This window comes from Xanthomonas protegens, from assembly GCF_038442435.1.
Classification (GTDB): Bacteria; Pseudomonadota; Gammaproteobacteria; order Xanthomonadales; family Xanthomonadaceae; genus Xanthomonas_A; species Xanthomonas_A sontii.
Map to the genome: position 1 here is coordinate 54,384 of NZ_JAQJCQ010000006.1, position 12,413 is coordinate 66,796.

Annotated in this window: 11 protein-coding genes; 9 read left to right on the forward strand and 2 right to left on the reverse strand. The window is 71.4% G+C overall.

The window, feature by feature from the left end; genetic code table 11:
- Positions 1 to 140: 140 nt before the first annotated feature.
- Positions 141 to 1,634: an AAA family ATPase gene (locus PIQ37_RS08760; RefSeq protein ID WP_342073176.1), complete on the reverse strand. Its 1,494-nt coding sequence runs from the start codon at positions 1,632 to 1,634 to the stop codon at positions 141 to 143.
- 127 nt (positions 1,635 to 1,761) lie between these two features.
- Between PIQ37_RS08760 and PIQ37_RS08765 the strand changes: the two genes are divergently transcribed.
- The 9 genes from PIQ37_RS08765 (at position 1,762) to PIQ37_RS08805 (ending at position 11,113) form a co-directional block, all read left to right on the forward strand.
- Positions 1,762 to 2,394 carry a ParA family protein gene (locus PIQ37_RS08765; RefSeq protein WP_017913046.1) on the forward strand — a complete coding sequence of 211 codons (633 nt, stop codon included), beginning with the start codon at positions 1,762 to 1,764 and terminating at the stop codon, positions 2,392 to 2,394.
- Positions 2,395 to 2,409: 15 nt separating this feature from the next.
- Positions 2,410 to 2,886, forward strand: coding sequence for a SixA phosphatase family protein (locus PIQ37_RS08770; RefSeq protein ID WP_010340932.1), 477 nt, complete (start codon positions 2,410 to 2,412; stop codon positions 2,884 to 2,886).
- A complete protein-coding gene (locus tag PIQ37_RS08775; RefSeq protein WP_407136550.1) occupies positions 2,877 to 3,497 on the forward strand; it encodes a YceI family protein in 621 nt (206 codons plus the stop codon). Before PIQ37_RS08770 ends, PIQ37_RS08775 begins: the two co-directional genes overlap by 10 nt.
- On the forward strand, positions 3,497 to 5,518 hold the full coding sequence (locus tag PIQ37_RS08780) for a phospholipase D family protein (RefSeq protein WP_342073288.1): 2,022 nt from the start codon (positions 3,497 to 3,499) through the stop codon (positions 5,516 to 5,518). The genes PIQ37_RS08775 and PIQ37_RS08780 overlap by 1 nt, the downstream gene beginning before the upstream one ends.
- A 143-nt stretch (positions 5,519 to 5,661) precedes the next feature.
- Complete coding sequence (locus PIQ37_RS08785; protein WP_160962493.1) at positions 5,662 to 6,081, forward strand: hotdog fold thioesterase; 420 nt, start codon at positions 5,662 to 5,664, stop codon at positions 6,079 to 6,081.
- A 113-nt stretch (positions 6,082 to 6,194) separates the two neighbouring features.
- Entirely contained in the window at positions 6,195 to 6,989 is a 795-nt protein-coding gene (locus PIQ37_RS08790) for a lysophospholipid acyltransferase family protein (protein ID WP_026143382.1), read from the forward strand.
- Between the two features lie 67 nt (positions 6,990 to 7,056).
- A complete protein-coding gene (locus PIQ37_RS08795; RefSeq protein ID WP_017908100.1) occupies positions 7,057 to 8,049 on the forward strand; it encodes a YheT family hydrolase in 993 nt (330 codons plus the stop codon).
- A 356-nt stretch (positions 8,050 to 8,405) separates the two neighbouring features.
- Positions 8,406 to 10,481, forward strand: a complete 2,076-nt coding sequence (locus PIQ37_RS08800) for a tetratricopeptide repeat protein (RefSeq protein ID WP_342073177.1) — start codon at positions 8,406 to 8,408, stop codon at positions 10,479 to 10,481.
- Between the two features lie 20 nt (positions 10,482 to 10,501).
- Positions 10,502 to 11,113, forward strand: coding sequence for a YbhB/YbcL family Raf kinase inhibitor-like protein (locus tag PIQ37_RS08805; RefSeq protein ID WP_342073178.1), 612 nt, complete (start codon positions 10,502 to 10,504; stop codon positions 11,111 to 11,113).
- 394 nt (positions 11,114 to 11,507) lie between these two features.
- On the opposite strand, the gene PIQ37_RS08810 is transcribed toward PIQ37_RS08805, so the two are convergent.
- The gene (locus PIQ37_RS08810) at positions 11,508 to 12,299 is read right to left on the reverse strand and encodes an undecaprenyl-diphosphate phosphatase (protein ID WP_017908899.1); all 792 of its coding nucleotides are present in this window, start codon (positions 12,297 to 12,299) and stop codon (positions 11,508 to 11,510) included.
- Between the last annotated feature and the right edge of the window lie 114 nt (positions 12,300 to 12,413).

Genomic DNA, 12,413 nt, shown 5'->3' on the forward strand with positions numbered 1-12,413 from the left:
CCTTCCCCCAAAAAGGGGGCCGTGGTCCCGACGGGAGAAGGGAGAAGCGTAAGCCCCTCTCCCCCCGGGAGAGGGGTTGGGGTGAGGGTCGGGCGCAGCCTCGCACAGCGGCATCGCCCGGTGACACCAATCGCCCGCAACTAATCCGCCGGCACCGTCCGCCCGCTGGCCCAGCTGCGCAGCGCCTGCACCTGTTCGGCCATCAGCACCGACAGCGGTCGGGTAGTGCGGATCTCCTGCATCAGCAGCTCGGTGTCCAGCGGCCGCTGTTCGGCGTGCGCGGCATACAGCCCGGAGACGATCGCCTGTTCGATCTCGGCACCGGAGAAGCCGTCGGCGGCGGCAGCCAAGGCCGGCAGCGCGAACGCGTCCGCGTGCAGCTGCCGCCGGGTCAGGTGCAGGCGCAACAGTTCCACCCGCGCCTGCGCATCGGGCAGGTCGACGAAGAAGATTTCGTCGAAGCGGCCCTTGCGCAGCAGTTCCGCCGGCAGCTCGTGCACCTGGTTGGCGGTGGCGACGATGAACACCCCGGCGCTGCCGTCGGCGCTGCCGCGTTCGGCCATCCAGGTCAGCAGCGTGCCGAGCACCCGCCGCGATACGCCGCCGTCCTCGCCGCCGCTGGCCAGGCCCTTCTCGATCTCGTCCATCCACAGCACGCACGGCGCCAGTTGCTCGACCGCGGCCAGCGCGTCACGCAGGTTCTTCTCGGTCTCGCCGTGGTACTTGGCGTACAGCGCGCCCATATCCAGGCGCAGCAGCGGCACGCCGAACCCCGCCGCGGTGGCCTTGGCCAGCATCGACTTGCCGCAGCCCTGCACGCCGAGCAGCAGCACGCCCTTGGGCGGGTCCAGCCCCGGCGGCGCGGTGCCGGCGAACACCGCGCGGCGCTGTGCGATCCACTGCTTGAGCCGGCGCGCACCGGCCACGTCCTCGAAGCGCGTGGCATCGTTGTCGTACTGCAGGTGGCCGCTGCGGTTGAGCAGTTCGAACTTGAGCTTGGCCAGTTGCGGCAGGTCGGAGGCGGTGAGCGCGCCGTCGGCGTAGATCAGTTGCCGGGCGATGCGCCGCGCGTCGATCAGGCTGAGTCCGCGCAGATTGCGCAGGATCTGCTTGACCGCATCGCCGTCGACCTCCACCCGGCGTCCGCCGAACTCGCGCGCATAGCCCAGCGCCTCCTCCTGCACCATCTTCAGCAGCGCGTTGGCGTCGGGCAGGCGCGGATTGAAGCGGGTCGCCAGCGCCTCCAGCTCGGCCGGCAACTCGATCCGCGTGCCGATCAGCACCAGCACGTGCGGCTGGCAGTGGCGGCGCTCGACGATGTCGCGCAGCAGGCGCTGGTGGCTGGCGTAGCCCAGGTACGGGGTGACGTCGAGCAGCAGGTAGATGCCGCGCTGATCGGCCTGCTTGATCGCCTGCAGCACCGCGCTGGCATCCGGCGGCCCGCTCGGCGGGTCCTCGCGGTCCAGGTCGATGCGGCGCAGGCCCTCGGTGATCGACCAGCGGTGCAGGGCGCGCCAGACCTGCATCAAGGCCTGCCGGAACAGGTCGACGATGCGCGCCTCCTCCTGCGTCTCGATCACGATCAGGGGCGTGTTGGCGCGGATCAGCGCGACCAGGTCCTGCAGCTCGCTCATGGCATCGGAAGGCGAAGGGGGCCGCCACGATAGCAAGCCCGGCGGCTGGCGGCGTGCTGCGCGTTGACTACCGGCTGACGTAGGGCCGGTGTACGCTCCGGCTTCTTCCCCCGGAAGCGAGGCGTGCATGAAGACGATCCTGGTGGCCGGCTCCAAGGGCGGCGTGGGCAAGACCACGGTCGCCACGCACCTGGCGGCGTCCTACGCGCTGGCAGGCAAGCGCACGGTGCTGGCCGATGCCGATCCGCAGGGCTCCTCGACCCGCTGGGCCGAACGCCGTGCCGGGCTGGACAGCGCGGTGCTGCCGATCGACGCCAGCCGCAAGCGCAGCTGGCGCGCGGCGCTGCCCGACGACGCGCAGCGGGTGATCGTCGATGCCGCCGCCGGCGCCATGGCCGAGGACCTGACCCATTTCCTCGACGAGGCCGACGCGGTGGTGGTGCCGGTGATGCCCTCGGCGCTGGACATCGAGGCCACCGTCGGCTTCCTCAACACCCTGGCCAAGGTGCCGCGGGTGCACCAGCGCAAGCTGCCGGTCGGGCTGGTGCTCAACCGCAGCAAACCCTGGACCAATGCCACCCAGCAGGCGCTGCAGATGCTCGCCGAATGGCCCTACCCGGTGGTGGCGCAACTGCGCGACAGCCAGGCCTACGTGGTGCTGGTGGGGCTGGGCCGCAGCCTGTTCGATTACCACTCCGTCCAGGTCCGCGACCACCAGCAGGACTGGGAACCGTTGCTCAAGTGGCTCAAGAAGGCCTGACCGATGACCATCGTTTTGCGAGAAGTGATCCTGCTGCGCCATGCCCACGCCGAACCGGCCGACACCGGCCAGGCCGATTTCGACCGGCCGCTGTCGCCGCACGGCCTGGCCGAGGCCGAGGCGGCCGGGCGCTGGCTGCTGGAACAGCGGCTGGTGCCGGACCGGGTGCTGTGTTCGCCGGCGCGCCGCGCGCGCGAGACGCTGGAGGCGGTGCTGGAGCTGACCGGCTACGTCGAGCAGCGCCTGGAGCCGCGCATCTACGAGGCGACCTCGGGCACCCTGGCCGATCTGCTGGACGGCCACCGCGACGTCGAGCGGCTGTTGCTGGTCGGCCACAACCCAGGCCTGGAGCGACTGGCGGCGCTGATGCACAGCGGCCAGTCCGGCGACTACCGCGGCATGCCCACCGCCAGCGTCGCCGTGCTCGGGGTGCCGCACGACGCGGCGATCGAGCCGGGCGTGGCGCGGCTGACCGCGTTCTGGTGGCCCTGAGCCCGCTGCGCAGGTCCCTGCGGCCGGCGCTCTGCGCCGCGCTGCTGCCGTTGTGGCTGTGGTGCGCCGTCGGCCACGCGCAGGTGACGCCGGCCTTGCTGGCGCCCGGCGAATACGCCCTGGACCCGGCGCAGTCGCGCTTCGGGTTCGAGATCCGCACCCGCTTCGGCCAGCGCATCGAAGGCTTCTTCCCGCGCTACGAGGGCACCGTGCACGTGCTGCCCGACGGCCGCCACCAGGTGCACCTGCGCCTGTTCACCGCCTACGTGGAGATCCCCGGCAAGCCGCGCTACACCGGCTGGATGCGCGGCGAGGATTTCTTCGACGCGCCGCGCTACCCCACCGTGTCCTTCGACTCGCAGCCGTTCTCGCCGCAGGTGCTGGGCAAGGGCGGGCCGATCCCCGGCATCCTGAGCATCCGCGGGGTCAGCCACGCCGAGACGCTGACCGTCATGCCGGCCGCATGCACCCGTGCAGGCTATGATTGCGACGTCATCAGCCGCGGTACGGTATTGCGTGGACGTTACGGAATGGACAAGTGGGATCTGGCCTTGAGCGACCGGGTCACCTTCGTGCTGCGCGCACGCCTGACCGAGGCGGCCACTCGGTGATATCAAAATTGATGCGGGTGCTGGTGGTGGTGGCGCTGCTGCTCGGCAGCGGCTGCGCGAGCCTGTCGCAGGCGCAGCACGGCCGTGCCGTGGCGATCGCCGAGGCCGCGCGCGACCGCCAGGTCGACTGCACGCGCGGGGACCACTGCGCGCTGGCCTCGCCGCTGCGCGGGCTGGCCGGCAAGGCCTTCGCCCAGTCCGGCGACGGCGCCCCGCGGCACTACGCCACCATCCTCGACCACGGCGAAGAGGCGCTGGTGGCGCGGATCAACCTGATCCGCAGCGCCAGTCGCAGCATCGACCTGCAGACCTACATCTTCGACAAGGACGACAGCGCGCGGCTGGTGATGGACGAACTGCTGGCCGCGGCGCGGCGCGGGGTGCAGGTGCGGGTCCTGATCGACCAGCTCTCGGCGATCTCCGACCTGCAGATCCTCGGCGCGCTGGCCGGCGCGCACGAGAACTTCTCGCTGCGCATCTACAACCCCACCTTCGGCCTGGCCAAGCCCAACTACTTCCACTACGCCGCCAGCGTGCTGTGCTGCTTCCGCCGCTTCAACCAGCGCATGCACAACAAGCTGCTGGTGATCGACGATGCGATCGGCGTGGTCGGCGGGCGCAACTACCAGGACGACTATTACGACTGGGACGCCGAGTACAACTTCCGCGACCGCGACGTGCTGGTCGCCGGCCCGGTGGCGCGGTCGATGGCGGCCAACTTCGACGCCTACTGGGCGGCGCGGCGCAGCGTGCCGGTGGCGCGGCTCAACGACGTCGGCAAGCTGCTGCTGCGCCAGGGCGTGCCGGCGATGCCGCCGGCGCAGTTCCTGCGCCCGGAGCGGGTGCAGCGGGTCAGCGAGGAGGCGTCCGATCCGGCCTTCGTGGAGAACGCCTTCGTGCTGCCGGCGTTGCCGGTCAAGCATGTGGACTACGTCGCCGACCTGCCGCAGAAGCATCGCCGCGAACACGGCCCCAAGGCCATCTCCACCGCGCCCAAGCTCGACCGGCTGATCGCCGAGGCGCGCGAGGAAATCATCCTGCAGACGCCGTACCTGGTGCTGTCGGACCCGGCGCAGGAGATCTTCCGCGACCTGCGCAAGCGCACCCCGCCGCCGCGCGTGGTGGTGGCCACCAACAGCCTGGCCGCCACCGACAACCCGGTGGTGTATGCGCTGTCCTACAAGTACAAGCGCCGCAACCTGCGCGAACTGGGCTTCGACATCTACGAGTACAAGCCGTTCCCGCTGGATGCGCCGGTGGACTACGCCAACCTGCTGCCGGCGCCGTTGCAGGGCGAGCTGCCGGCCGCGCCGGCCAGCGGCGAAAACGCAGGCGAGCACGGCGGCGGCGATACCGGCAGCGGGCGCAACACGTTGCTGGGCGGCAGCGCCGCCGGACGCAGTTCGCTGCTGGGCAGCGGCAGTGGCGGGCCGTCCGGCAGCCGCGGCGACGGCAGCCAGGTCGCGCGCCGTGTGCTGCGCACCGAGACCCGTCCGTCGTACCTGAGCCGGCGCATCGCCAACCGGCCGCTGCCGGTGACCCGCGAGGGCGCGCGCATGGGCCTGCACGCCAAGTCGCTGGTGGTGGACCGCCGCGTCGGCGTGATCGGCACCCACAACTTCGACCCGCGCAGCGAGACCTACAACACCGAGGGCGCGGTGATCGTCGACGATCCGGCGTTCGCGCAGGCGCTGGCGGCCAGCATCGGCCGCGACATCGAGCCGGAGAATTCCTGGGTGGTGGCGCCGCGGGTCAAGCCGCCGGTGCTGTCGGGCCTGAACTACAGCATGGGCAAGGTCTCCGAGGCGCTGCCGGTGCTGGACTTCTGGCCATGGCGCTACGCCACCGACTACGAATTCCAGCCCGGCCCCGACTGTCCGGCGCCGTTGACCCGGCGCGACCCGGGCTTCCACCGCTGCTACAACGCGGTGGGCGACTTCCCGGAGGTCAACGTCGGCCCCAAGTGGCTGCTGGTGCGGATGTTGACCGCGTTCGGCTCGGGGCTGGTGCCGATTCTTTGAGGGGCGGGGATTGGGGAGTCGGGATTGGGGATTCGTAACAGCGCATCCCTGCGACCGGAGGCCTCGCCTGGCGCGATAATGTCCGTGTCGGGGATGCCGCTCTTGCCAATCCCCAATCCCGACTCCCCAATCCCGGCCCCCAAATGTCCTTTCGCGAACCTGCCGATCTCGCCGTCCTCAACGCCGATTGCCGCGATACCCTGATCGCGCAGTTGGGCATCGTCTTCACCGAGGCCGGGCCGGACTGGCTGCGGGCGACGATGCCGGTGGACGCGCGCACGCGGCAGCCGTACGGGCTGCTGCACGGCGGTGCGTCGGTGGTGCTGGCCGAGACCCTGGGCAGCACCGCCGGCAACCTGTGCGTGGAGCCGGGGCGGATCTGCGTGGGCCTGGAAATCAACGCCAACCACCTGCGCAGCGCGCGCAGCGGCGTGGTCACCGGCACCGCGCGGCCGCTGCACGTGGGCCGGACCACGCAGGTGTGGGAAATCCACATCGAGGACGCGGCCGGCAAGCCGGTGTGCGTGTCGCGGCTGACCCTGGCGGTGGTCGACCGCGGCTGAGCCCGGTGCCGGGCTGAACCCTGCCTCGGCGGTCACGGGCGAGGTGTCTGCGGCCGCGTCTTCGGGGTGACACAATTGTCCGCTAGGCCCCCGCTTCCGGTACCCTTGTTCGAATGAGCGAGTTCTCCCCACCCGCCATGCGCCAATACGGTGGGGCGCTGCGCTGGGTTCGTTACGGCTACCGCGTGCCGCTGCTGGCGCTGCACGTGCTGTTGTCGCTGCCGTTCCTGCTGGTGTGCATGGCGCTGTCGCCCGGCCGCGCCGGCACCGAATCCTTCGGCGACCGCATGGTCTGCTGGTGGTCGACCTGGCTGCTGCGCATCTTCGGCCTGCGCGTGCGCCGCATCGGCGCGCCGCTGCCCAACCCAGTGCTGTTCGTCGCCAACCACGTCAGCTGGATCGACATCGTGATGCTGCACAGCCAGCGCATGATGGGCTTCGTCGCCAAGCGCGAGATCGCCGGGTGGCCGCTGGTCGGCTGGCTGGCCGCGCGCGGGCAGACCATCTTCCACCAGCGCGGCAGCACCGAGTCGCTGGGCGGGGTATTGCAGGCGATGCTGGAGCGGCTGCGCTCCGGCTGCTCGGTCGGTGTGTTCCCGGAAGGGCGCACCCGCGGCGGCCAGGACGTGGGGCCATTCCACGCGCGCATCTTCCAGGCCGCGGTCGAGGCCGAGGTGGCGGTGCAGCCGGTGGCGCTGCGCTACGGCGCCGGCGGCTCCGCACAGCAGATCGTCGCGTTCGGGCCGCACGAGAGTTTCTTCGCCAACTTCCTGCGCCTGCTCGGCGAGCCGGGGCGGGTGGCCGAGGTGCATTTCCTGGAGCCGATCCGGTTGCAGGACGTGGAAGGGCGCCGGCGCATCGCCGAGATCTCGCGCGCGCGCATCGTCACGGCGATGGCACAACCCTGAACAGCGGGACACTGCCGACGCCGCGCTTGACCGATTACTCCAGTCGACAGGCGCAAGCTCGCTGCCCATGAACGCAACCGATTACTCCCCCCCACGCTGGCTGCGCAACCCGCACGTCCAATCGGTACTGGGTTCGAGCCTGCTGCGCGTGCGCCGTGGCGAACAGTTGCTCGCCGCCAGCGGCGCCACCACCACCTCGCACATCCTCGACGGCGGCGACGGCGTGCGCCTGCAGGGCTGGCTCAGCGTGCCGGCCGGCGAAGCGCCGCGCGGCACGGTGCTGCTGCTGCACGGCTGGGAAGGCAGCGCCGATTCCAGCTACATGCGCCTGACCGCGGCGAAGATGCTGGCGCTGGGCTACCAGGTGTTCCGGCTCAACTTCCGCGACCACGGCGGTACCCACCACCTCAACGTGGACCTGTTCCACTCCGAGCGGCTGGATGAAGTGGTCAACGCCGCCTGCGACCTGTGGCAGCGCTTCCCCGCGCCGACCCTGCTCGCCGCCGGCTACTCGCTGGGCGGCAACTTCGCCCTGCGCCTGGCGTTGCGCGCACCGGCCGCGGGGCTGCCGCTGCAGCACGTGGCCGCGGTGTGCCCGTTGCTGGACCCGGCCACCACCATGCAGCGCATCGAGAACGGCCCGCAGTTCTACGACTGGTATTTCCGCCGCAAGTGGCGCGAGTCGCTGCTTCGCAAGCGCGAACTGTTCCCCGACCGCCACGGCTACGACGACGCCACCCTGGCGCTGGACATGCGCGGGCTGATGGCCTGGCTGGCCGAGCGCCATGCCGGCTTCGCCAGCCTGGACGCCTACTTCGACAGCTACTGCATCGCCGGCGAGCGCCTGCAAGGCCTGCGCGTGCCGGCCGACATCCTGATGGCCGAGGACGACCCGGTGATCCCGCTGGACGACTTCCGCAGCTGGCGCCTGCCTGACCTCGCGCGGCTGGAAATCGCCCGCTGGGGCGGGCATTGCGGCTTCATCGAGAACGCGCGCGGTGACGGCTTCGCCGAACGCTGGGTGGCCGAACGGCTGACCGAGGGGCTGGTGGAGGCCTAACCGGCGTTGCGCGCAGGCCGGCGGGCGACCTCGCCCGCGCTGGCGTGCAGCAGGCGGTCAGCAGGGGGGCGCACCGGGATTCCCGGATGCGGCACGCGTCGACGCTCCTTCCGCCGTTCCCGCACCATCACCGCCGTCACCACGTAGCGCTGCCCGGCGCACGGGTCATCTGCGCAGCCCGGCATGCTCGGCACACCTCGCCGTCGCGTCGCCTCAGTCCGCCCGCAGCGTCGGCGACACGGCCGCTTCAGCGAGGCCCGACGCCGCGCGCCGTGCCCGTCGGCTGGCCGCAGGCACCCGCGCAGGGCGGCCCGATGCTCCCGCTACAATGCGGGTTTGCCCCGAGCCGGAACTCCATGCACGAGCCCATTCTCGACGCCCTGCGCCGCCAGGACACCGCCGACGCGCTGCGTCTCGCCCAGACCTGGGCTGCCGAGGCCACCGACGACCCGCAGGCCTTCCGCTGGCTGGCGCTGGCGCAGCAGCAGCACGGCGAGACCGCCGCCGCGCTGGACAGCATCGGCCGTGCGATCGCGCTGGCGCCGGAAGACGCCGGCCTGCACCTGCTGCACGCCGGCATGCTGGTCAGCGCCAACGACTTGGCCCAGGCCGAGGACGCGCTGGCGCAGACCGCGGCGCTGGATCCCAACGAATTCCTCGCCTACGTGATGCGCGCGCACCTGGCGCTGGGCCGCGGAGACCTGGACGAAGTGGAGCGGCTCAGCCGCACCGCCGCGCGCCTGCAACCGGAGCATCCGCAACTGCTCGGCGTGGACGGCATGCTGGCGCTGCGCCGCGGCGACGCCGACCGCGCGCTGGCGCTGCTGTCGCGCGCCAGCAACGCCTTGCCGGAGGATCCGCGGCTGCTCTACGCGTTGGGTTTCGCCTACCTGGACAAGCAGCACTTCGCCTTCGCCGAGACCGCGTTCCGCCGCGTCGCCGCGCTCACCCCGGGCACCAGCGCGGCGATGATGGCGCTGGTCGCGCAGCTGGCCTACCGCCAGGGCCGCCTGGACGACGCCATCACCGCGCTGGAGACGGTGCTGGCCGCTCCGGCCGGCGACACCGCCAACATGCGCCGGCTGGCCGGTGAATACGCCTTGCAGGCCGACCGCCCGGCCGAGGCGCTGGAGCATTTGCGCCGCACCCTGGCGGTGGCGCCGGCCGACCGCCGCACCCTGCACGCCGCGCTGATCGCCTGGCAGCGGCTGGGCACGCTCGACGACGCCCGTGCCACCCTGGAAGCGGCCCTGGCCACCACCACCGACGCCCACGACCTATGGCTGGCGCGGCTGGCGCTGGAGCCGGTGGGCGGCCCCGAGGCGCGCGCGCTGATCGCACGCTGGCAGGCGGCGATGCCGGCGCATGTGCCGGCGCTGGAAGCGCAGCTGCGCGTGCACGACATGGCCGGCGAGCGCGACCAGGGCGAAGCCGTGGCGCAGCGCATCGTGGCGCTGGAACCGGGCCGGCTCAGCGGCGAGGAACGCCTGGTCGAGGCGCTGCTGGAGCGCGGCGAGCACGACGCCGCCATCGACCACGTGCGCGGCCTGATGCAGCGCATGCCCGAACGCGACCGCACCGTGGTGCGGCCGTGGCTGGCGGCGGTGCAGGATGCGGCCGGGCGCCCGGAGGACGCGCTGGCGACCTGGGTGGCCTTCCAGGAGGAACAGCTGCCGCACCGCCTGCCGCTGCCGCCGCTGGGCCAGGCCCCGGCGCAGTGGCCGCCGCTGGGCGCGGTCGATCCGCAGAACCAGGCGCGCCCGCTGTTCGTCTGGGGTCCGCCGGGCAGCGGCGTGGAGCGGGTGATCGCGGTGATCGATGCGGCCAGCCTGGTGCTGCGCGGCGACCGCTTCGGCCCGCAGCCGCCGACCGATGGCCTGCAGCGCTTCCGCAGCGTCGAGGAACTGGACAGCGGCGCCTTGGACGGCGCGGCGCTGGTCGCGGAATGGCGCGCGCAATTGCCGGCGCGCGGCGTCGGCGACGGCAACGTCGTCGACTGGCTGCTGTGGTGGGACAACGCGCTGCTGCGCGCGCTGCGCCCGCACCTGCCCGAGGGGCGGCTGCTTGTGGTGCTGCGCGACCCGCGCGACATGCTGCTGGACTGGCTGGCCAACGGTGCCCCGGCGCCGCTGGGCCTGGCCTCGCCGGAGACCGGCGCGCAATGGCTGGCGGCGGTGCTGGCGCAGGTCGCCGACCTGCACGAACAGGAACTGTATCCGCACCATCTGGTGCGCCTGGACGGCACCGAGCACGATCCGGCCGGCGTGGCGGCGGCGCTGGAGCAGGCGTTCGGCGTGGCGTTCCCGACCATCGCCACGGTCGGCCCGCCACGCCTGGCTGCCGGCCATTGGCGTGCCTATGCCACGCCGCTGGCCGCCGCGTTCGCGCTGCTGACGCCGGTGGCGGTGCGCCTTGGCTACCCTGAAACCTGATTCCCCAAGGAGATTCACGCATGCGTCTTCGCAGTGACAGCATCCAGCCGGGTCAGCCCATTGCCGCGACCTACGCGATGGGCCAGGCCGACGGCTTCGGCGGCAACCGCAATCCCCACCTGGCCTGGGACGCGGTGCCGGCCGGCACCCAGTCCTTCGTGCTGCTGTGCGTCGATCCGGACGTACCGACCGTGGCCGAGATGGTCGGCCGCGACGATGTGCAGATCCCGGTCGAACAACCGCGCACCGAATTCGTGCATTGGGTGGCGGTGGACCTGCCGGCCGACCTGCGCGAGATCGCCGAAGGCAGCGCCAGCGACGGCGTGGCGACCAAGGGCAAGCAGCCACCGCCCGGCCTGGCGGGCGCGCGGCAGGGGTTGAACAGTTACACCGACTGGTTCGCCGGCGACGCGGCGATGGGCGGCGACTACTACGGCTACGACGGCCCGTATCCACCGGCCAACGACCTGCGCGTGCACCGGTACTTCTTCCGCCTGTTCGCCCTGGACGTGGCGCAGCTCGACGTGCCGACACGCTTCACCGCCGCCGACGCCCTGCGCGCGATGCAGGGCCACGTGCTGGCCGAAGCCAGCCTGCACGGCACCTACAGCCTCAATCCGGCGGCGAAGTAAGCCCCTCTCCCTCCGGGAGAGAGGTTGGGATGAGGGTCCGGCGCGCGCAGCGCCTCGCCGATCTGTCATTGCGAGGCTTCGCTCGTACCCTCATCCGCCCCTGCGGGGCACCTTCCCCCGAAAAGGGGGCGATGGTCCCGGGGAGAGAAGGGAGACGCCGAAGCCCCTCTCCCCTCGGGAGAGGGGTTGGGGTGAGGGTCCGGGGCGCGCAGCGCCTCGCCGATCTGTCATTGATAGGCTTCGCGCGTACCCTCATCCGCCCCTGCGGGGCACCTTCCCCCGAAAAGGGGGCCGTGGTCCCGATGGGAGAAGGGATAAGCCAGAGCCCCTCTCCCGCCGGGAGAGGGGTTGGGGTGAGGGTCCGGCGCGCGCAGCGCCTCGCCGACTCAAACCCTCAGGCCGCCGGCAACCACAGCAGCAACGCCGCGCCCAGCACGATGCGGTACACCGCGAAGGCGGTGAAGCGGTGCGACTTGATGTAGCCCAGCAGCCACTTCACCACCACGAAGCCGGTGACCATCGAGGCGACGAAGGCCAGCGCCACGTCGCCCCAGTTCTCGCTGCCCAGGCCGCCGTCCTTGTACAGCTCCAGGAACGAATACGCGCTGGCCGCGAACATGGTCGGGATGCCGACCAGGAAGGCGAACTCGGCCGCGGCCGAGCGCTTGCTCAGGCCCAGCAGCATCGCCAGGAAGATCGTCGCCGCCGAGCGCGAGGTGCCGGGGAACACGCCGGCCACCACCTGCGCCAGGCCGACCGCGATGGCCACCGTCCAGGTCACCGTCTCGCGCTCCGGCATGCGCGCAGCGAAGTACTCGGCCACCAGCATCCACACGCCGCCGATCACCAGCGCCCAGGCCACCGGCTGCACGCTGTCGGGCAACTGCCAGCCGGCCTTGCGGACGATGAGACCGACCACCGCGGTCACCAGGAAGGCAGCGCCCAGCTTGAACGCGTAGTCGCGGTTGGCGCGGTCGCCCAGGCCGGTGGCCAGATCCCACAGGCGCTGCCGGAACACCAGGGTGGTGGCCAGGATCGCGCCGGCCTGGATCACGATGTTGAAGAAGTCGGACCGGTGGCCGAGCCAGCGCTCGGCGATCAACAAGTGCCCGGTGCTGGAGATGGGCAGGAATTCGGTCAGGCCTTCGATGATGCCCAGCAGCAGGGCCGACAACAGATCGCTCATGGAGGAGAGGGTCGCTTTGGGGGAGGGGAAGCTGCGCAAGGATAGAGCATCCGCCTTTCGCACAAATTTGGTGCGTTCAGGTGTGAATGCACCAAGAAAGTGCAGTGCATTTGC